At 30.6% G+C, this 20,254-nt stretch carries 22 protein-coding genes; 1 reads left to right on the forward strand and 21 read right to left on the reverse strand.

What is annotated here, in order from left to right; translation table 11 throughout:
- Positions 1-5: 5 nt before the first annotated feature.
- From HN014_RS15025 to HN014_RS15045, 5 genes are all read right to left on the reverse strand, one after another.
- Positions 6-446 carry a hypothetical protein gene (locus HN014_RS15025; protein WP_176029669.1) on the reverse strand — a complete coding sequence of 147 codons (441 nt, stop codon included), beginning with the start codon at positions 444-446 and terminating at the stop codon, positions 6-8.
- 152 nt (positions 447-598) lie between these two features.
- Positions 599-1,681, reverse strand: coding sequence for a DUF4331 family protein (locus HN014_RS15030; RefSeq protein ID WP_176029670.1), 1,083 nt, complete (start codon positions 1,679-1,681; stop codon positions 599-601).
- Positions 1,682-1,830: 149 nt separating this feature from the next.
- A complete protein-coding gene (locus HN014_RS15035) occupies positions 1,831-2,679 on the reverse strand; it encodes an AraC family transcriptional regulator (RefSeq protein ID WP_176029671.1) in 849 nt (282 codons plus the stop codon).
- Between the two features lie 246 nt (positions 2,680-2,925).
- A complete protein-coding gene (locus HN014_RS15040; protein ID WP_176029672.1) occupies positions 2,926-3,510 on the reverse strand; it encodes a hypothetical protein in 585 nt (194 codons plus the stop codon).
- Between the two features lie 182 nt (positions 3,511-3,692).
- On the reverse strand, positions 3,693-4,565 hold the full coding sequence (locus tag HN014_RS15045; protein ID WP_176029673.1) for an alpha/beta fold hydrolase: 873 nt from the start codon (positions 4,563-4,565) through the stop codon (positions 3,693-3,695).
- 54 nt (positions 4,566-4,619) lie between these two features.
- Between HN014_RS15045 and HN014_RS15050 the strand changes: the two genes are divergently transcribed.
- On the forward strand, positions 4,620-5,249 hold the full coding sequence (locus HN014_RS15050) for a TetR/AcrR family transcriptional regulator (RefSeq protein ID WP_176029674.1): 630 nt from the start codon (positions 4,620-4,622) through the stop codon (positions 5,247-5,249).
- A gap of 295 nt (positions 5,250-5,544) precedes the next feature.
- Here the strand turns inward: HN014_RS15050 and HN014_RS15055 are convergent, their stop codons facing one another.
- From HN014_RS15055 to HN014_RS15125, 16 genes are all read right to left on the reverse strand, one after another.
- Positions 5,545-6,183: a hypothetical protein gene (locus tag HN014_RS15055; RefSeq protein ID WP_176029675.1), complete on the reverse strand. Its 639-nt coding sequence runs from the start codon at positions 6,181-6,183 to the stop codon at positions 5,545-5,547.
- A 264-nt stretch (positions 6,184-6,447) separates the two neighbouring features.
- Positions 6,448-6,609: a hypothetical protein gene (locus HN014_RS15060; protein WP_176029676.1), complete on the reverse strand. Its 162-nt coding sequence runs from the start codon at positions 6,607-6,609 to the stop codon at positions 6,448-6,450.
- A gap of 54 nt (positions 6,610-6,663) precedes the next feature.
- A complete protein-coding gene (locus HN014_RS22740) occupies positions 6,664-6,786 on the reverse strand; it encodes a hypothetical protein (RefSeq protein WP_303246383.1) in 123 nt (40 codons plus the stop codon).
- Positions 6,787-6,887: 101 nt separating this feature from the next.
- Positions 6,888-7,283: a hypothetical protein gene (locus HN014_RS15065; RefSeq protein ID WP_176029677.1), complete on the reverse strand. Its 396-nt coding sequence runs from the start codon at positions 7,281-7,283 to the stop codon at positions 6,888-6,890.
- 71 nt (positions 7,284-7,354) lie between these two features.
- Entirely contained in the window at positions 7,355-8,335 is a 981-nt protein-coding gene (locus HN014_RS15070; RefSeq protein ID WP_176029678.1) for a hypothetical protein, read from the reverse strand.
- Between the two features lie 68 nt (positions 8,336-8,403).
- Positions 8,404-9,168 (reverse strand): type I methionyl aminopeptidase, encoded by a 765-nt coding sequence (gene map / locus HN014_RS15075; protein ID WP_176029679.1) that lies wholly within the window; start codon positions 9,166-9,168, stop codon positions 8,404-8,406.
- Between the two features lie 182 nt (positions 9,169-9,350).
- A complete protein-coding gene (locus HN014_RS15080; protein WP_176029680.1) occupies positions 9,351-9,935 on the reverse strand; it encodes a DUF1629 domain-containing protein in 585 nt (194 codons plus the stop codon).
- A 215-nt stretch (positions 9,936-10,150) separates the two neighbouring features.
- Positions 10,151-10,900, reverse strand: coding sequence for an alpha/beta hydrolase (locus HN014_RS15085; RefSeq protein ID WP_176029681.1), 750 nt, complete (start codon positions 10,898-10,900; stop codon positions 10,151-10,153).
- Positions 10,901-11,176: 276 nt separating this feature from the next.
- The gene (locus HN014_RS15090; protein ID WP_176029682.1) at positions 11,177-12,145 is read right to left on the reverse strand and encodes an alpha/beta fold hydrolase; all 969 of its coding nucleotides are present in this window, start codon (positions 12,143-12,145) and stop codon (positions 11,177-11,179) included.
- Between the two features lie 66 nt (positions 12,146-12,211).
- Positions 12,212-13,186, reverse strand: a complete 975-nt coding sequence (locus HN014_RS15095; RefSeq protein WP_176029683.1) for a hypothetical protein — start codon at positions 13,184-13,186, stop codon at positions 12,212-12,214.
- A gap of 336 nt (positions 13,187-13,522) precedes the next feature.
- On the reverse strand, positions 13,523-14,548 hold the full coding sequence (locus HN014_RS15100; RefSeq protein WP_176029684.1) for a serine hydrolase: 1,026 nt from the start codon (positions 14,546-14,548) through the stop codon (positions 13,523-13,525).
- Between the two features lie 256 nt (positions 14,549-14,804).
- Positions 14,805-15,725 (reverse strand): HEPN domain-containing protein, encoded by a 921-nt coding sequence (locus HN014_RS15105; protein WP_176029685.1) that lies wholly within the window; start codon positions 15,723-15,725, stop codon positions 14,805-14,807.
- A 464-nt stretch (positions 15,726-16,189) separates the two neighbouring features.
- Entirely contained in the window at positions 16,190-16,774 is a 585-nt protein-coding gene (locus HN014_RS15110; protein ID WP_176029686.1) for a DUF6624 domain-containing protein, read from the reverse strand.
- A gap of 84 nt (positions 16,775-16,858) precedes the next feature.
- Complete coding sequence (locus tag HN014_RS15115) at positions 16,859-17,311, reverse strand: nuclear transport factor 2 family protein (protein WP_176029687.1); 453 nt, start codon at positions 17,309-17,311, stop codon at positions 16,859-16,861.
- A 382-nt stretch (positions 17,312-17,693) separates the two neighbouring features.
- On the reverse strand, positions 17,694-18,881 hold the full coding sequence (locus tag HN014_RS15120) for a serine hydrolase (protein WP_176029688.1): 1,188 nt from the start codon (positions 18,879-18,881) through the stop codon (positions 17,694-17,696).
- A gap of 111 nt (positions 18,882-18,992) precedes the next feature.
- Entirely contained in the window at positions 18,993-20,099 is a 1,107-nt protein-coding gene (locus HN014_RS15125) for an AraC family transcriptional regulator (RefSeq protein WP_176029689.1), read from the reverse strand.
- Positions 20,100-20,254: the final 155 nt, after the last annotated feature.

Genomic DNA, 20,254 nt, shown 5'->3' on the forward strand with positions numbered 1-20,254 from the left:
ATTTATTAAAATTCAAACCCCAGATGAAACCCCATTGTTCCTTCTACTTCCTCTGAGATAACTGTACCGATTACGGGACCGAAATGAAACCAGGCTGTCGGTCTGATATTGATCTCGGATTCGGTATAGGCTCCAAGTTTAAAATCCCTATGATCACTTGACAAAGCAAGGTTTACCCCTGCATTGACAGTAATCCAGGGGGCTGGATTTATACCTCCAAGTAACGCTATATCGTGCAAGGTTTCCTCTTCTTCAAATTTTGTAGTATAAGAAAAGCCTGCTCCCCATTTATGAGTAAACCAGTAAGTAAAGTGAATTTCTGTACCTATTACTCCTTTGTCATGTTCAAAAGAATAGGCATAAATACTGGAAGTTATGATTTCGTAAACACCTGTTTCCTGTTCTTTTTCATGTTTATGCTCTTGTGCAAAGGACAGATTACCCATGCTTATAAAAAAAATGCATAATGTGATTATGATGCTTTGTCGCTTCATTTTGTGCAGATAACTTGTGAATTAAAATTATGTACTGACCTTTTGGCTATTCAAAGAAGTTGTGCCAGCGAACATGACACAACGGTCTCATCATAGTTTGAAAGTCAATCAGCTGATACTAAATATGGGAAACTATCGGTAAAGTTTGCTGTTTTTACATCAGTATAGTTAGGAAATGGTTTACCTACCAGGATTTCCAGAGCAGTATCCATTGCATTGTCTGTAAGGTTTCTCCCGTTTATAACAGGCATCGTATAGGAAGCAGGTGTACCTACAATATAGGGGACATAATCCGGCAATAGTAGTTCTGCCATTTTTTTAGCATAAGCCTTTGGGTCTGATTGTGATTTTGATAAGCTCGCATAGGTCTCTATTACCCTAATACAGTTTTCTCTTCGTTCATCATCATCCAGTATATTCCCTGCATTTTGTTTATCTCGATCTCCTTGTGTTTCCATATACAGATGAGGCAATAGTACATGACCAATTCTGTTGACTCGATGCCAGTGTGCGTGGTCATGTCCTTTTTCAGTCCCCTTTATTTTAGCTGCTGAAGAAGCATGGTAGTAAATTTTATTTCCCAACATTTCATTTGGTACATCCACCACTATGGTTGCAATTTTAGCCGTTTTAAATAAGTCATTTCCTTTGTCTGAGGAAAATACAGTTTCATCCCATTCTCCTTTTTCAACAGTTGCCTTCAGTTTTCCATATAATGCTTCTCCATTTCCATTAAAAGGATCTTTCACAATACCAGCCCATACTCGCATCCCATTCTTTAAATGAATAGTTTCATTGATAGTACCTTTGCCAATTCTTTTTCCTTTATCTCCTAATTGAGGATTGGGACTTGGAGCGGCATAAATTCTGATATTGTTATTAGAAAAACTAAATCCGAAAGAAATACCACGATCCATATTTTCATCAAAGCCAATGTGTAGTTGGCGATATCCGTTTTTGTCTCCAAAGTTTTTATAAAATGTAGAATCTGTAGATGCCTGCGGGTTGAAATCTACAATAAATGTGGTCATGCCCTCATTGGAAGAAGGGAAGCAATAAACATCTGTTAAGTCGTACATAGGGTACTTCTGAGCCAATTCGGTTTCGAAGTGATGTCCTGCGGTTAGTATAATAAATCCTAATGCCAGTAGCGGGATATACCTTAACTTTTGAATTTTAGACAGCATGATAAAATATTTTTATGAATTAATGGTGTAAAGGTAGGCTAGGGGGCAGGATTCGTTGATAGCATTTTTCCCTTTTGATTTAGCATTATCTCAAAATGTTTTGAGATGCAGGATAGTAAAAGTAATTGATATTGAGGGGGATGCTTTTTCTATTTTGTTAATTGCTTTATCTTTTTCCTATAATGTGAGGGGGAAATTCCTGTATTTGTTTTAAAAAATCTGCTGAATGTATAAATGTCTGTAAAACTCAATTCTTCGGCAATTTTACTAATTGATTTAGAAGTATGCTTTAGTAGTCTTACCGCTTGCAATTGTCTTCTTTCTTTTATGATTTCAAAAGGAGTTCTGTTATCGTATTTTTTAAAAAGATTGGAAAGGGATTTTGGAGAAATATGAAGCATCTTTGCATAAGCTTCTACAGTTGTAATCGTTTTATAGTGTTTTTCAATTAAAAAATGATACTCTTTAATGATATCTACTTCAAAATTAGTGGAAATGAATTCGATATTTTGAACTTTGAAAGCTCTGGTAGATACTGCAATAATCAGGTCAATCGTACTTTGTAATACAGGTAATTTATAGGCATCTCTATTTTGCAATTCCTCAAATAACCAATTCCATGTCCATTCGCAGAAAGATAGCATTTCATTTGTTAATGAAATCTTTGGAATATTAGCCGATCCAAAAAACAACACGCCTTGACAACCAAGCTCTGAGTGTTTTTGGTCTTTGCAAAAAAAAGCATGATTGAAATGCATGATGCGTAATGTAGTAAATTTTGTATGCTCTATTACATTTGCTTCGGTAAGGAATAGAACACAATTTTGTTTAATGGTAACCAATTGATTATCTATATGAAAGGCAGCGGGTTCTCCCACGTTCCATACAATACAGAAACTCCCTTGTGTTAAGTGATTCAATTCATCAACCTCATGATACTGAACTTCTAGCATTGTAAACACTTCATTTATCTCTGTTTGGTAATGTGACGAAATCATATTAGCTATTTTGGTACGGTTCTATAAAGGGGATAATATCACCTAAATTAGTATAACTTAGTTTGTCAGTTTTACCTATTTATTTGTCAATGCTTCAAATTATGGGCTTTGTTTGTTTTTTTATGACCACCGAGGATTCGACTATAAATAGTTGCTTATAGTTATAAGATAGTAAAATAGTAATAAAGCGAGGAATATTCGCAAGAATATTCCGATTGGCACTTACATACTCAATTATTAATAGCTTTATTTTATGTCAATTTCTTTTACCATTGACTTAACAGGAATTGCTGTGATCTTTTCTTTTGTTTTCAAAAAGAGATATTCACTGGTTTTCCCAATAAGTATTCCTTTTCTTATATCTCCATCATTAAATTTTACTCCAATCGTTTTGCCTTCAGTTTCAATTTGTTTTTTAATGGAATTCCCATATCCATCAGAGGCAATGTACAGGTAGCTCAAAAGAATGATAGAGTATACGGTATATCTAACCGGGTTAAACCATTTTTTCTTATCCATTCCCATATTAATCTTTGAGTAAGATTCTGGATTCTTTTTTTTCCAATAAACATCAAACCGGATTAAAGAGAACCCAAAAAATATTGAACCAAAGGAAAATAATAACACTTTTATGTCAGAAAACGGAGCGATTAAAAAATCAAAGATATCTGCATAATCGAAAATATTAATTCCAAATTGGTGATATTTTTGAAATGAAAATAGCATTCCTATCCCAACGGTTATAATATAACTTATCGACATTAGGGTTTGTAATTCACCAATGATTACTTCGTAAGAGTTTTTTATTAGTCCTTCGTCTGTTTGTTTCATATTACTGTTAATGTTATGTATAAGAAACGTAAGACTGGTAACAAGCAATACGTTCCGGGTTGGTATTAAGTCAAATATAAATATTTTGCTTTTATCATTTTTTTGATATATCTAAAACTTTATAAGTAAAGACTTTAGGGATAAACACAGACTTTCTTTTGGATCAAAAGCTTTATGTTTTCTTATATATTGTTATGACACGTTTTTATGATTTTACGTTCAATTATTTCATTTTGTTTTCTGCTTTGAACGTGTTTAGAATCTTCTATTAATTTGATATACTTTAATGATGGGAATATTTTTGTCGCTCGTTTCATCATTTTCTTTCCGGGAAATAATATGTCATTCTTTGCTCCAAAAATTGAAATAGGCGTTTTTATGTTTTTTGACTTTTTAGACCTAATAACAGGAAGAGGTGTAAAATCCATATTAAATTCTAGGAAAACTTTAGAAAGGTATTTTATCGCGAATTCATCTCGTTGGGTAAAGAGTTCAGATAAAAACTTCTCAACATATTTTATGTTTTTAGTTTTCATATATCGTTTCATTGGAATAAACACTTTAAACATGGCTTTAAAAGGGTTTCCATTAACAATGTATGCAGGAGCAGATAAAAACACCTCTTTTATTTTACTTTCATTAAATTCAAGTGTTTTTAGAATAACTAAACCTCCAAAAGAAAAACCAGCCATTGTTACATGATCTATTTTTAATTTGTCAATAATTTCGTTCATCCACTTTCCATAAGATTCATCTTTCATACTAAGTCTATTTTCTGCACTTTTATTTGGTTGGGCAAGAACGTCTATGGCATAAACCCTGAAATGTTTACTTAAGTTAGGATATGTTTCAAGAGCAATAGGTGAACAGCCGTTTGAACCATGAATTAGTAGAATTGGAGGCTTAGAAGTTTCTCCTGTAATAATCAGGTTTGTTTCCCCAAAACTGGTTGTTAAATATTCGTATTTGTATTCAATATTTAGTTCTTTCAACTTTTCGTTATATAGATTTAGAATAGCTGTTTTGCCTTGTTCTGTTTTGTATAATGATTTCATTTTATATTTTTAGGACAAATTTACTAAAAAACATAAAATAGGACAGGTTTACTAATGAGTAATACGAAAGCTAAAATATTATCTGTTTCAAGAGATTTGTTTAATGAAAAAGGGTTTAGCAATGTGACAATAAGAATGATTGCATTAAAACTTAATATGAGTTCTGGGAATCTGAATTATCATTTTAAAAAAAGAGAGGATATTTTAGAAACCTTGTATTTTGAAATGGTAGAAAATTTTGATAACCGGGTTAAAGAATTAGGAACAAGAGAAATTAGCTTACAAACTATAAAAGAGGATGTAGTTGAAAGTCTGAATAGAATGTTTGAGAATCGTTTTTTTTGGACAGATTTATATTACCTTGTAAGGTTAAATGAAAAAATAAGAAATCATTTCCTTAATGTTTATAGAAAACGATTTAACGGATATAAATATTTATTTGAAGATTTAAAAGGAAAAGGTGTTTTGCGCAATTTTGAGTTTGAGAAAGAAAGTGATTTTTTAATTGAAAGAATGCTCGGCTATAGTAATACCTGGCTTTACAATTCTTTCATTTATGAAGTTCAAATAAATAAAGATTATATCGAATCTATTTCCGAAAATTTATTGGGGATGCTCTATCCTTATTTGACAGATTTAGGTAGAAGTCAATATAATATTTTGTTTCCTGATTTTTCTGAGTGATATACAATATCGGTCTTAGCCGTGATTTCGTTATAGAGTTATCAGGGAGATATTTCGTCGAAATTCAGTCGTTTTATTAATATGTTTGTTCGTTGTCTATTCCGTATAACCCTAAATCTTTTCCTACCCGTGTTTTCCTGGCAGGCTTTTATACCATGACGCATTTTTCTTTGTAAAAAGAATACCATCCGGGTTTACTTTTCTGAATTCAGAAAACGCAGTATCAATTTTTTCTGTTATTATTTTTTCAAGTAGCGTATAATACTTTGGAATTGTTAATAGCGATTTTTTTTGGTTAATTATTATCTCCAATTTGATAGAAAAGAATTCTTTCGCTCAGGTAACTTTTACTATAAATTAAAATTCCAATATCTCTAAAGTCATGATTTATATCTTCAATTTCGAAAAAGCCAAATTCTTCGATATCACAATTAGGAATGTTCGTTAGAAATAATTTGAAATCCTCGATAAAATTATCAAGAAGAGCTACTCTATCTCTCATCATGTTTCCATGGAGTATTTTTTTGAATTTTAGACAGATATTCTCCGGATTCGTTTTTTTTAAATCTGGATTAAAAGTTGCCTCTGGAAATAAAATTTCTAAAAACCTAGCGCTAAAAGAGCTTTCAAGTTCATCTTCTCGATTTTTAAACAATTCTTTGTTGTCTTGATAAATTTCAGTTTGATAACCGACGGTATTTATTTCACCGAGTATTTCCTTTGTTTTCGTATGTATATCGTTGTTCTCGAAGCTCCTTTCATACAATAATTCATTGGTTGTTTTTAATTCATTTTCAGCAAAGGAATAAACATGGTTTGTAAATATTGTGGGGATATACCCACTAAACTTAGTCCAATTAACAAAAGCTTCTCCATACTCACTAAACAGGTCATTTCCGTATTCTTTGTAATAATCAATAAATGTACGTCTCATAGTTTACTTTCTTACTACTAACTGTTACGGTTAGTACGGGAATTAAAAAACAATTAATTTCTGGTTTAGCGTTAGCCAAAATTTTGCTGTTGTTTTTATTTTTTTAAGCCAAATATGAGTTCATGAGTACTGTTGAAAACAGGCATTCTGCGAACTACATCAACGATTCGGCGGATACTATAAAAATACACTAAACTTTGGATTCCCCCTCAAACTCCATGTTAATTATACTCCATGAAGTGTGTCATTTTACTTTTCTAGTATCTATACCAGACATTTCTTTTCCAAGGGCTTTAAAACAATGCTAATTTTCCGGAACTCTTCATCAGATTCCAGGGTTACGCTTTTTTTATCCGCACTACTTTCTTCTTGGGCTCTAACAATAAAGGGGATACATCCATCTATTAAGAAATATTCTAATTTCATATCCTTTAGGAATTTCTGTATTAGAGGATGAAAGAGCTTCTGGATTTGAATTTTTTAATCTGTTTTTAGAATAGTTTCCGAATTGATCTTAATAATTAATGCTTTTTCAGTGTTTTGATTCTGCCATTTTACAATCTTTTCTTCGATTGTTAAATGATCGAATTGCCAGCGGTTCATTTTTAACTTATTACAGATGTGAAACAAAAAATAATCTGAAGAACTAATATGTTCAAATCGTACTATTTTCTACAATGTTTCTGGTTATTAAAATAAAAAAGCTACTCAAATAAGGTGTTGGTTCTTTTTTCCAGGGTTTCAAGGTCAAAGTTATCATAAATCGTTTCAAATCCGACTACTTTTTTATTTAGAATCCAGCAGATCTCTCCATATCCGTGAAGTCTGTTTTTAGGGCTAAACTTTTTGATAGTCATAATTCCTTCTTTTGCCCAATCTCCATTCTCTTGTTTACGCAACCAATCAGGATAGTAACTCTCAGGACCAATAACAGAACAGTCTATAAGTATTATTTCCCGCTTGTATTGTTTTTCCCATTTCTCCACAATCTTTTTTGAAATTACAGAATAACCAGACCAATTAAAAAAGCAGAAAACGATGCATTTATTTTCTGTTTCAATGAGCTTGGAAAAGTCTGCTTTATTTTGGATTGATTTCAATTGTATTTTATTTCTGAGAATTATACCTCATGTTTTGATTACATGGTGTTTTAATGCAGTTTATATTTTGTTTACTTTTCTACCTGATTATTGATCCAGATCATTAATTGATCTTTATTTATTGCATTCCAAGTTGCCTGGGTATTCTTTTTTTGTGATTGATTATCTTGTGGTTGCAATACAATTAATTCAGTGTTTTTATTACCCATCAGTTCCAATTCGGCTAAAAAACCAACCATATCGGTCGCATTATTTTCATATAAAGTCCTTAGTTGATTTTTTAGCTTGTACTTTATTGCAGGTTCTACATACGCTCTAACAGCATAATCTTTATAAGTCTTAATATTTCTATTCTTTTCATCAAAGTAACTGTAGGGTGAAAAATCATAATAACTCTCTGGATTTGTTAGGGGAGTACCTTTCAAATAGGTTTCCAACATATAATTTATAAATTTTGGTTCCCAAAGGTCAATTCGGTTGATTCTTATATCTCGTTTATGCTGTTTCCATTTTCTTGTAAAGTCTAATGTAAAGTTGCAAATGACAATACCTTTTATGTCGAGTCGAAACTCGTAATCACTCTCTGTCATAAATTTAATATATCGCATTGCTCTATGACCGACTAAACTGGCTCCTAAAAAGAAAATATTGTCATTTGGTAAATTATATTTTTCAAATACTTTTTGAATCAGATTATGAACAGAATTCATAGATTCTTTAGAAAAGTAAAAATCAAGAGGGGTTTCAGTTGAGACCGACAATACAGCAAAGCCTTTCTCAGAGGCTTGATTATACAACTGTTTTGAGCTCATATTTTTTTTGTCATACGTTGAATCCTCCAGGAAGATGAGCACTCCTTTACTTTTCTTATTTTCAGGAAGCATTAGTGTATATCCTTTTTGGATAAAAGGCAAAAAATCATTTTCTCCAGTTCCGATTCTAAGACTATCTTTTTTTGCGGGTGCATACTCTTCAATTATTTTCTGCGAAAAAGACTTGACACTGAAAATGATAAAGAATAGGAAAAAGAATGATTTGAACGATATTTTCATTATCGATTATTTTCAATTGTGTATAGGGTTTCTTGGATGATGTGTTTGCTTTCCGAAGGAGATATATTTTAATCCCAAATTCCATTTGATTCGGTTAAAACTATAGGTTTATAATCTGTGATTAATATTGTTTGTTCGTGTTGCGTTACATACCCACCTTTATTACCAACTAAGGTCCATCCATCACTTAATTCCACCGCAACAGTAGACTTTGTTGCTATAAAAGTTTCTATTGCAACGGTAGTATTCTTTCTAAACCTTTCTCGATTTGTTTTAACCCTATAGTTTAAAATATTTTCCGGGGCTTCGTGTAAACTTCTCCCAACACCATGACCCGCTAAGTTTTTAATTACTTTAAAACCTGATTTTTTAGCTTCGGTTTCTATTAAATATCCAATGTCAGAAATTCTTACTCCTCCTTTGATATTGTTTATTGCTTTGCGTAAAATATTTTTAGAGGCATTTACCAGCGGTTGGTGATTATGGATGTCTTTTCCCAGGACAAAGGAGCCTCCGTTGTCAGACCAAAAACCATTTAATTCGGCAGATACATCAATATTAATCAGATCACCTTCTTTCAATATTTTTTTTTCGGATGGTATTCCGTGAGCAGCTTCTTCATTTACACTGATACAAGTGAATCCGGGAAAATCATAGGTTATATTAGGGGCTGATGTTGCTCCATAGCTTTTTAAAATTTCACCCCCATATTCGTCCAGTTCTTTGGTAGACATTCCGACTTTAGCATATACTCTCATCAGTTTTAGTGTGGTTGCGACTACCTCACTCACTCTTTTCATTCCAACTAATTCAGATTCTTTTGTTATTGACATGCTATGTTCATTTAATTGGTTACAATGCTAAATATATGAATAGGAGAAAAGCAAACAAAGTTGAATCAATCAATTTCTCTGTGAATTTTTATTCCCTGTTTAATTATTAAAAGTCTAATGCCAGTAAAAAAGAAGGATGTTAATTTAATACATTTTTGCACAGTGTTGGCAAATGACTTAGGTTATTGTTTTTCTCCTCTAAACCCATCCCATCTTCTAGGTTCAATTAATTTAATACCGGAAAACGAGCTGTCATTGAAAACAGTCAAGGCTAGATCGGAAACAACAATCAATCTCCTAAAAAAGGTTACTCTGCAAATAGCAGAAGTTGTAGGCTGTAAAATGAGTTTATTGATTCTTCTAATCCCTCTAAGTTTTCCATTTATTATTCTTCCCTTGAATTCAGATTGTTCTGTGTCTATGCATGATTCTAATTTTGAAATGTTTAAAGCATAAAAATTTGAATAATGATCTTTATTATAAGAATTAAGAACTTGAGCTGGATAAAAATGAATATTTTCAATTTTTTCTTCCTGTAGTTTATCCTTTAGACGTTCTGATACTAATGGGCATCCTATATCACTTATCAATAAGTCAATCTTTTTTTTAGGGGGAGGACCTTCACAGATGAACTCTAAGTTGGATAAATCATAAATATTTTGATCGATATGACCACCATCTTCCCAGATCATTTCGTAACAACTAGCCTTATCACTTAGTGTTATATTGGGCGTTTTTTTTATATCAGGAAAAAGTAATTTTTGCATGATCAAATGTATTTAAAATTTGTTAGTGAAATTGGCAGATATCTAAACAGATTAATCAGGCTATTACGATAAGGAATGTAAACTTCAATTTGTTATTCTTTACTATTTGCTAGCAGTTTATACTTTGTGACTGTTACATGATTTATTTTTTTATTAAGTGTTTTAGCATAGTATCAAAAAGATAGTTGCGAAACGGTTACCATTGTTTGTAGTCGTTATTTTTCTATCATTTTTATAAACTCTCCGACATATTTTTCCTCATAATCATAAATTCCCATAATATGTTTACTATCAATATCCCAGAATCTAGTATTGTTTTTATTTGCTTTTTCAAATATCTTTTTTCCCAATTCATATGGAACCTGCTTGTCGGATTTGCTATGTAAAATCACAGTTGGGATCGTTAATTTTTTTATATTTTCTTCCGTAGGGAAATCATTATTCATTATCAAAGGAACTATCCATTTAAAATTTTCTAAATTCAGTGCGTTTGCATAAACTTTTCCGATATCAGGAAATGAACTAAAAGTTCCTTCTAATACCAAACCCTTTATTTTTTCTTGTCTTTCACTAGCATTCATAGAGGCAAATGCTCCACCTAATGATTGTCCCCATATTAGAATTGGTTTGTTTACAACATTATCCAATTTTATAATTTCATCAAAAATGAATAAAGCATCTTTCTTTAAAGTTAAAGAATTAGTAGCATCGCCATTTGATTTTCCAAAATTTCTACGTTCAAAACAAAAAATTTGAAATCCTTTTTTCAAAAGGGGTTTGTATGATTCTTGAATAGAAGACATTAAATGCATTCCTTTTCCAGAGTAATGAAAAATTGTTCCTACCGAAGCAATTGAATCAGGTTTAAAAAGTACTCCGTGTAATTTCACATCATCATCTACATCAAAATAAAATTCTTCATGATTCAAGTCGGTTCTAAATTCTGCATAATCGGTTCCATTCATTTGATAAATCATTTTATCAGAAAACCTTGAAAAACGAAGATATAAAATGGATAAAATTATGAATGAAAATGTTATAATTACTACCCATTTTATGATTTTTAAAAATTTACTCATATGTTGATTGTGATTGTTGCCCGACCCAAAATATTTTAAGAGTCATCCTTAGTTATTGTTAGTGATAAAATGTTTACGGTTTTGCTCAGTATTTTAATTTAATATCAAAAAAATAGTTGTGTAACCGTTACCGTTGTTATAAAGCATATGCTTTTGACTTTTCTAATTAATTGTTTTAGCCATTAAAAGTATTTCTTTGTTAATTTTTTCAGCATTCTCTTTTTTTGTAATTATAGAACCATGAGTTGCATCCATATAAAACTGTTTTCCTTTAGTGGATAGTTCTTTTAACTCTTTTTGCATTTCAAACCATATTTGAGATTCTCCATACTGTTCATTTGCGGTAAAAACCAAAACGGGTAATGAATCTAATTTACTTGCTTGACCTGCTCGCGAAAGTATATTTTCATTTATTTCATTTTCCTTTAGATACCTGCGGTAGACATCCCCGGAATAAGCAGTAAGGCTCAGTTTGCGATTCTGGCAATCTTTTGGCAAATTATCATCTATAATTTTTGGAGTGCTTATTACATTATAAACTCCCATAATTCCTATATCGGACAGGATTGCAAGGTATTTTATAGTTTTCATTTGATTTTTTTCAAACAATCCATTCTCTGCTAATCGTTTCCATTGTTCGGGATGACTCGAATCCAGAAAAACAAGCCCTTTTACTTCATCTGGATATAAGTCTCTGAATATGCGGTTATAAGGACCGCCCATAGAGTGACCTACTAATATATAAGGTGGTTTTTCACCATTTTTTTCTAGTAATTTATGTAATTGGTGAGCATAAAATTCTGATGTAATACTGTCATTACTAGGTTCACTAAACCATTTTCCTTCTCTATCATAACGGACAACTCTCAATTCTTCTTTTAATCCTTCTGCAACCCAATGAAACACATCTGTATCATTTCCTGCTCCTGATTCTAGAACAAGGGTTGGTAGATTATTTTTTGGGCCTTCGGCTCTTATATGAAGTTTGGTTCCATCAACATCCACTAATTTTCCTGGAGGAGTGGGGTTTGAACTAAATAACCGAAAGCATACTCCTGATAGTAATATCAACATTATAAGTCCGCCTAAAATTTTACCAATCCACTTTAAGGTTTTTAACATTAATTTCATTGTTGTCTTCAATATGTTTTACAGCGATCTGGTCAAGTGTAGTTTAGGTATTGTCAGGAACAGTTATTATTCCTCTATAAATTCAAAAACAACTTGATCTAATGTCTCTCTGGAAATAGATTCGTTGTTTGTAATTGTTTGCCCTCCAATTAAATAAAACTTGTTGTTGTGTTTTACAGGGATAGAAACATATCGACCTTCATAAAAATTATTTTTAACTTCCTTAAACTCGTTGGTAGTAATATTGTAATAATAGAATTTATCATTATTGCCAACGGCAGCTTCTCCTCCTAATCCAAAAATAATATTATCATTGTAAACAAAACCGGCTCCTTGAGCTATGTATTCTGATTGATATTCATTGAGTAATTGGAACTTTGTAAAGTTATCAGTCCATTTGTATATTGAAATTTTGTTATAGTTAGATAGTTTTGTGAAATAATAAGTTTCTCCTATTTTAAAAACAGACTTGACTAACTGTCCATAATTTTTTCTTTGGTCAAATGTACTGTGTTCAATCAGGGTATTGTTCTCAAAATCATATTTGTATACTTTGTCGAATATGTCTGAAAATAAAAAAAGTGAATTATTGTGATATATTCCAATTAAGGATATTAAAGCGTTATCAGTAAATTCTTTTATTTTTTCCCAGTTATTAGTCGAGAAATCAAAAGTCCATAAAGCATTTTCATTGATAATGTTCCATTTTCCTTCTCTAATAAAGCTAACATTATAGTCAAAATACGGGAAGAGAGCGACTCCAACACTATTTGTATTAACTGTTTCCCAATTATTAGAACTGAAATCATATTTATATGTATTCATTTCATTAACCACATATAGGTCATCATCAAAAATAATTGCTTCTCTAGGCATAGAAAAAGGGGTGTTCGATATGCTCTTAGAACTAGTTATTGTTAAAGTTTCGACAGGCTCAGAATTATTTTCGTCAATCGTGTTATTGCTATCATTATCACTTGAGCATCCTAAAAATGTTAGGACAATTATAATATTTAAAATAAGTTTAATTTGTACTTTCATTTTTTCAGTAATTATTACGAATGGTTACTATATATGTCGTGGCAAGGCAAAATGTTACCAAATCATTGACTTTGTTCTGCGTAGATCGCTAACTTTTACACCCAGGGAGTATTGCATCTTATCAAAAATAGAACCCCCATTTTATTAAAACTCGAACTGTTTGTTATGGTCATATATATGGTGTAGTTGTTACTTAACTTAATTTTTTTTAGAATTATCCTTATGTTATTTTCTGCGCAAACAGAACTAATCGATTTTTAGTAGTAAAGTGTTTGTGGTTTTGTTCGGGATTTTAAAGTAATACCAAAAAGGATAGTTGTACAACGGTTATTATTGTTAATTACCATATTTTTCTATCAGTTTTGGTAATTTTTCATTCAAAAACTTCATTTGTTGTTCAATTCCGTTTGGCGTGTCATGATTGTGGGTAGTAACAATAATTAGTTCCATATCAGGAATCATAATTATGAATTGCCCACCGTATCCCATTCCGTAATCAACTTTATTTCCTCTAAATTCAGAATGGTACCAACAAAATCCGTGTTTGGAATTTCTTAACCCCCATTTTGTTTTAGACTTTTCATTTTCATCAAATAGTTTTTGGATCCATTTTTTTGATATTATTTGCTCTCCATTCCAGATCCCATTTTTTTCTAATAATTGACCTATTTTAATTAAATCAATTGGTTTCATTTTAAGACCAAGTCCACTTCCATCATAATAGCCTTTATTCCTTTTTTGCCAATTAATCAGATTTATATCCAGAGGGTGGAACAGCACTTTATTTCCGAATTCTAAAGCTGTTTTTCCTGTGGTTTTACTTATAATTACTGATAATAAATGTGTAGCACCAGAATTGTAATTATAATTTTTGCCAGGTTCATATTCTAAATCTTTGTCTAGTACAAAAGAAATGGGATCTTTGCTGTTCAGCCATTTTTCGTGTTCTAAATATCCTTTCCAAGATAGACCTGATGTTTGGTTTAAAATGTGCCTAATTGTAATCAGGTTCTTTTTTTTGGCTGTTACATTTTTAAACTCGTTCGGGAAGTACTGTGCGATAGGCTCATCTACATTTTTAATGTACTCTTTGTCAATTGCTATACCAATAAGAATACTCATAATACCTTTTGTCAGAGATTGAACATCACAAAGGCTATCTTCCGTTTTTCCATTATAATATTCTTGAAAGACAATTGTTCCACTTTTAGAAATCAGGGTAGAGAAGATATTACCTTCTTTAGGCAATACTTCTTTAGATAATTCTGTTTCTTCAATCTTTTCTTTCTTGATTTCTTTACAGGAAATGGCTCCAAATAATAGAGCGGTCAATAAAAGATAAAGCTTGTTTTTTGTTGTCATTCAAAATGTTTATTTATAAGGTAGTAGCGTCTTGACTGTGGCTAGCACTGGCATTAAAAGCAGTTAACTTTTGATGAAGCACTTGGTCAAAACTTTTTATTTTGTTTTATCTTTTTTATTCATAAAACCAACTTCTTTTCATATTTCCCTAACGAGGAATCTAAAAAGATTTGGTAGGCTTTATAAAAATACACTAAACTTTTAATACTCTCTCCTATATTAATTATCCCATCTGTTATATGCTGTTTTAATTTATTTAATTAGCATAGGTCTTATTAGAATTAAACTTTTCTGTAAGTGAATTTGATTCTAAAATTTTGAGTAGCACTTCTCTAACAATATGATCAATATCTTTTGAAGTGTTAATGATTTTTTCTGTTTGTCGGTTGTATTCTTCTGAATCTAAGATGTTTCCGTGAATTGTTTTAGACCTTACATCATAAGCTCTAGCAACCTTGGAACGAATAAAATTGTAATCTTCCGTATTAGCAGTCAAGAATTCAGCTACTCGGTTAATCAGGTTTTGATAAATGCGTTTACCATTATCAATAAATAATGATTCTAAAGCTGTACAATATAGCGTAATTTTAATTCCAATTTCTTTATTCATTCGAGCTCCCTGCAAATAATAAAAAGCTCTTGAAATACGCGTGCTTTTTTCGGTTAATTCGGTATTTAGATGTGTACTGTCATTAGTCTGTATTTCTAATAATCTGGGGAAGAAACTTTTGGCCTTTTCGAGTTCAATAGTATTAAAATGAATTACCTGACCAATTCCGTTACTTGTTGAGTTTATATGTGCAATATAATTACTGTGGAAACAATCATTGTTTCTTCCATATTTAAGAAACGATATTTGTTTGTAAACACTATTATCTTTTACTAACCATAGGCAATGGTTAAACATATGTAATTTAAAAATGAATGTTTCTAGCGCGTTTTTTTCTGTTTTTGGATTTAATTTTTTATCAGAAATAGCAAATGCTAATACGGGAATATCAAAAATTGATTTATATTCTAGAAAACCTAAAACACCAACGGAATTTTTTCCTAAAACCTGCTGTTTTATATGATTGTCTATTGTTAAATAAAGTCCCTTTTCTAATTCAAATACAGGCTCATTTGATATTTTCAAATTATGTAAAGAACTAAAGTATGTACTAAGGTTATCTGTCAAAATTGTCTTTATAAATGATTGTTTGTTGTTGTATCAGAAATTATGTAAACACATTGGGGGATGATTTCATTGTACGATCATTCGAGAGTACTACTCCGAGAAAATACCAGACCTTTATTGCAAGATAAGAATGTACGGTTAAGAAATTACACAGTAATGAATTATAGGTGTTGATACCACCCGTTATTTTTTGATTTTTTTAATATTATTCTATGCTTTTCACTTCCAAAATTCAATATCTCCAGTCCTTTTTTAGTAACATTTACTATTGGACACATCTCGATTCCATAGTAGTAAGAGGTCATATTTAAAAAATAGAAACCATTTATTTCAGTTATGATATATCGAATAAGTTTTTTGTATTTAAAAATTGTTTTTCCCTTTTTAAGTTCTTCTTTTCCAGAATCAAAAAAATACAAAGAGTCCTTCGAAGATGTTATTAAAAACCGATTACTATTAGTTTTTTATTTTTCATTTGCTCTCTTGACTACTTCAGCTCTTATATCATTTGCTTTTTTTATAGAAGCCTTCTGTTCAGCTAATGTTTCTACTCCATATGAAATACGTTCTTTATCTGTTACTTGGGTTGTGTCAATTTCAGCATGTTTAATTAGATAATTATCCATGGTTGTAAATATTGTTCCGTATATCTGAGGTTTACCTATGCTTAATAAATATTGGTCAGTTATTGTAGCGTATGTTTTTTTATTGATTGTAGAATCCATTTCTACAGCTATTTTTATCAGATTAAGGGCTTTTTTGAGATTAGTGGAGTCCTTTCCGTGTTCAAAAACAATGGCTGCACGTTCAAAATCATTGGCTGTTTTTATTTTATTAGAATCTAACAGTTGATTTACCCTCATCCTTCGGATACTGTCTAAGTCAGAATCTATAATGCCTGAATCCCAACTTGTTTTATCTTCGTAATAAATATTATATAATTCTTTATTGTCAACTACCATAGTTTGTTCTTCTTTATTTTCCTTTTTTTTCTCTTTACAGCCAGAGACTATAAAAAATAGAGTAATAATGAATAATAGTTTTTTCATGTTACTATTTTAATTTTAAACTTTTTTTGTGTTAAATTACAGACAACGTTTGCTATATGTAATTGTGGTATAAGTGCTTTGTTGTTAATGTTTTTCAGAATTATTAAACTGCCACAATACATTTACGAGTTGCCATTTTTCATTTAATTTTACAATGTGCATATAATCAATCCAATCATCTGCTACTAGTTTGACAGAAGCTACCTTATCATAAACATCAAGAATAATAACTTCCTTTTTAGGGTTCTCAGGAAACTTGTCTTTGTCCTGATTATAAGTTTCTGCTAGTAGTATCATTGCATCAGTAAAAGTTTCCCTTAAGTATTCCTTTCTTGTTTTTTTATTCATCCAAAAAGTTCTTTTCACCATTCTTGGATGAGCAGCTCGTTCAAATTGCTCAGGTTTTACATTATGTTGGGATTCAATATAATCTAATGCTACTTGCCTAATTGCTATAGAATCTTTTTTCGTTTGCCCATAAAAAGAAAAGCTAATCAGGCAGATTATAAAATTTAAAGTGAATACGTTTTTTTTCATAATTTCATTTTGTAATGGACTGCAGCGTTTACTGTATGTGTTATAGGAACTTAAAATGTTACCTGACTGGGGACATATCTACACATTGGTTGCTTACTTTACGCTCAGCAAGCGTTACGTCGTACCAAAAATATAAAGACCATTTTATTAAAACTCGAACTGTTTGTTATGATTACCATATTCAGACTTTAAAGGAAAGATTATGTCCCCATGATTGACTACTTAATTAAGAAACAAACTTCGACTTGATGAACCACCGTATACGAGACCCGTACGTACGGGGGTGAGGCATACTCTTCTCAATTATGGAAAGAACCGTCTACTCGATTACCATTTTGTTGCTTTTCCAAATTCAATATTATCTAAGTTTTAAAAGTAAATACTACTTATGATCATTGAGGTCATTATATATTTTATAAGTTAAGTCATTAAGTTTTTGATTTACTCTTATTGAGGACTGATTAGTAAAAACTATAATTCCAATTTTCTTTTTTGGAAAGATAACAAGCACACTTTTTGCTCGGGAAATACCGCCATCGTGCCTAAAATGTAAATCGTAATTTTGATTACTAATTATCCACCAATAGTAACCTATCCAATAATCAGTATCTATTTCAAATATTTTTTTATGAGACTCATTAACAATTTCATTGTTTGTAAATTGATAATGAATGTATTTCAGCATATCAGACGTCGTAGACTTTAAGGCACCTTCAGCGCCCCAGAGAGTGTTAGCAAGATTAGACTTAGGCATAGGCTTACTAAGTAAATAACCATTTGCGAGTCTATTCTGTTTGTTTTTTGATACATTAAAATGAGTGTCGTTCATTTTTGCTTTTGATATTATTTCACTCAATATCAATTCTTGAAAAGGTCTGTTGTAAACTAATTCTAAAATATATCCCATCAGGTTGGTTCCAGAATTCGAATAATTAAATGTTTTACCAGGTTTTTCAGTTATTTTAAGTTTTGATAACTCTGTTAAGAATTTAGGTTTTGTTTGTTTATCCTCAAGACTTAAATGCATTGTTGCATATTCAATTTCGTTTTGTTTGGTAAGACGTATTTCATTTTTCGTGCCTAAAACTCCATTAGGTAATCCGCTTGTATGCGTTAATAAATGCTTTATTTTAATAGGGTTTCCGTTATGTTCTAAATTCGGATATGGTCTGGGTAAATATGTTCTTATGTCATCTTCTAAACTTAATTTTCCTTCTAAAACGGCTTTTGCGGCTAGAGAACCTACAAATGTTTTTGTTATTGAAGCAATTTCATATATAGTGTTATGTGCTGGTATATCTCCTTTTCCTTTTGTTAATTCACCATAATTAAAACAAAAAGATACATTGTTTATGTGTAGTCCAATTGACAAGGAATTTATTAAAGAATCTTTTAAAGTTTCTTTCGCATTTCTATCTATGATTTGTTTTATCTCTTTACCAATTCCATCACTATAAATTTCAATAGATTTATTATTGTTTATGATTACTCTGTTTTCTTTTTTGTTTTGAGATTTACAACTTGAACATATAGAAAACAGAGATAGAAGTATTAAAAATGTTTTTTTCATATTGTTATGGTTTTTATTCGATAAACAAATGAAAGCATATGGTTCTTAAAAAAGGTTCGACTTTATATAGTCGAACCTTTTTTAATCATATTATAGAGTCTTTAAGCGGAGTTATCTTGCTTTTCTATATTCCGAAGGTGTTACACCTGTTTGCTTTTTAAAAGCTGAATAGAAAGAGGATTTAGAATTAAATCCTACAGCATACATAATTTGCTGAATTGTTAATTTGCCTTCTTTCGAATTAACTAACATTTTTTCTGCTTTCTTAATTCTATATTGATTAACAAAATCAAAAAAATGTTGATTTAAATTACGGTTGATTAGTGTTGAGATTTCATGACTTGATAACTCTAATTGTTCAGAGAGATTTTTTAGTGTTAATGAGGCATCTAAATAGGGTTCTTCATCTTCCATAAATGATAGTAATTTATGAATATCATCTTTGGTGCTTTTATTTATATGTTTGTGGTCAGAATTACTATTTATTAGTAAATGATCTGTATTAATATTTCTAAATAATTGAGGGTGATACATACTTTTTAAAACGATCCAAGTAAAAAAGCCAACTAAAATCAGAGTAAGTATTAATCTTGAAATGTTTAAAATTTCTACATCTGTGCCGAATAATTTATAAACCTGTTTGAAAAATGAAAAACAAAAAATAATACTTAACAAGATAAATAATTGATATAGCCATTTAAAATTAAAAACAGATTTGTTTGAATAATTTTCTAACAATAATTGTTTGTATTTGCTTAACTCTAGAAACATCGCGATTAAATAAAAAAAAGAAATGGATAAGCCAAAAATTATAGATAATTTTCCTTCAGGTGTATCATTTAAATTTTCCAGTAAGAAGTTTTTTGTACTCGTATTTGCGAAATAAAACCTTGGAGAAAAAATGAATACCTGAATTACAAATGGAAGTACATGCAATAGATGTTTAGGTTGTAACTTAAAATCTGAATATATGGAAGATACTACATATAAAAATAACAAGGGACTTGTGAAAAAAGCAATATGGTCACGAAGCATTTCTAAAACAGCTGGTAAAGTGATATATTCAGAATAGAAAAAAACACTAATGTGAACTGCAAAAATTAAAAAATAAACACTTAAAAACATATTCGCTTTTTTATTAGAAGTTTTGACTGTTAAAAGGAATAGTGCCAATAAAAGGGAAATGAAAAGTATAAATATTGTGGTTATTGCTAACATTGAAAAATTCATGGTAAGTCAAATTAACAACTATAAATTATAGTGCTTATTTATTGATAAGTATTATAGGGCTGTTTAGTTAAAATCGTATTCGGGTTTTTATTTTTGAGTTCGCTTTGCAATAAATGGCAATGGTCTTGTATCTAATTTGTTAC

Source organism: Aquimarina sp. TRL1 (assembly GCF_013365535.1).
Lineage (GTDB): Bacteria > Bacteroidota > Bacteroidia > Flavobacteriales > Flavobacteriaceae > Aquimarina > Aquimarina hainanensis.

Bases quoted from the DNA above. Each gene is read 5' to 3' on its own strand.
- HN014_RS15025 (WP_176029669.1), bottom strand. From the start codon at position 446: ATGGGTAATCTGTCCTTTGCACAAGAGCATAAACATGAAAAAGAACAG.
- HN014_RS15030 (WP_176029670.1), bottom strand. From the start codon at position 1,681: ATGCTGTCTAAAATTCAAAAGTTAAGGTATATCCCGCTACTGGCATTA.
- HN014_RS15035 (WP_176029671.1), bottom strand. From the start codon at position 2,679: ATGATTTCGTCACATTACCAAACAGAGATAAATGAAGTGTTTACAATG.
- HN014_RS15040 (WP_176029672.1), bottom strand. From the start codon at position 3,510: ATGAAACAAACAGACGAAGGACTAATAAAAAACTCTTACGAAGTAATC.
- HN014_RS15045 (WP_176029673.1), bottom strand. From the start codon at position 4,565: ATGAAATCATTATACAAAACAGAACAAGGCAAAACAGCTATTCTAAAT.
- HN014_RS15050 (WP_176029674.1), top strand. From the start codon at position 4,620: ATGAGTAATACGAAAGCTAAAATATTATCTGTTTCAAGAGATTTGTTT.
- HN014_RS15055 (WP_176029675.1), bottom strand. From the start codon at position 6,183: ATGAGACGTACATTTATTGATTATTACAAAGAATACGGAAATGACCTG.
- HN014_RS15060 (WP_176029676.1), bottom strand. From the start codon at position 6,609: ATGAAATTAGAATATTTCTTAATAGATGGATGTATCCCCTTTATTGTT.
- HN014_RS22740 (WP_303246383.1), bottom strand. From the start codon at position 6,786: ATGAACCGCTGGCAATTCGATCATTTAACAATCGAAGAAAAGATTGTA.
- HN014_RS15070 (WP_176029678.1), bottom strand. From the start codon at position 8,335: ATGAAAATATCGTTCAAATCATTCTTTTTCCTATTCTTTATCATTTTC.
- map (WP_176029679.1), bottom strand. From the start codon at position 9,168: ATGTCAATAACAAAAGAATCTGAATTAGTTGGAATGAAAAGAGTGAGT.
- HN014_RS15080 (WP_176029680.1), bottom strand. From the start codon at position 9,935: ATGCAAAAATTACTTTTTCCTGATATAAAAAAAACGCCCAATATAACA.
- HN014_RS15085 (WP_176029681.1), bottom strand. From the start codon at position 10,900: ATGAATGGAACCGATTATGCAGAATTTAGAACCGACTTGAATCATGAA.
- HN014_RS15090 (WP_176029682.1), bottom strand. From the start codon at position 12,145: ATGAAATTAATGTTAAAAACCTTAAAGTGGATTGGTAAAATTTTAGGC.
- HN014_RS15095 (WP_176029683.1), bottom strand. From the start codon at position 13,186: ATGAAAGTACAAATTAAACTTATTTTAAATATTATAATTGTCCTAACA.
- HN014_RS15100 (WP_176029684.1), bottom strand. From the start codon at position 14,548: ATGACAACAAAAAACAAGCTTTATCTTTTATTGACCGCTCTATTATTT.
- HN014_RS15110 (WP_176029686.1), bottom strand. From the start codon at position 16,774: ATGAAAAAACTATTATTCATTATTACTCTATTTTTTATAGTCTCTGGC.
- HN014_RS15115 (WP_176029687.1), bottom strand. From the start codon at position 17,311: ATGAAAAAAAACGTATTCACTTTAAATTTTATAATCTGCCTGATTAGC.
- HN014_RS15120 (WP_176029688.1), bottom strand. From the start codon at position 18,881: ATGAAAAAAACATTTTTAATACTTCTATCTCTGTTTTCTATATGTTCA.
- HN014_RS15125 (WP_176029689.1), bottom strand. From the start codon at position 20,099: ATGTTAGCAATAACCACAATATTTATACTTTTCATTTCCCTTTTATTG.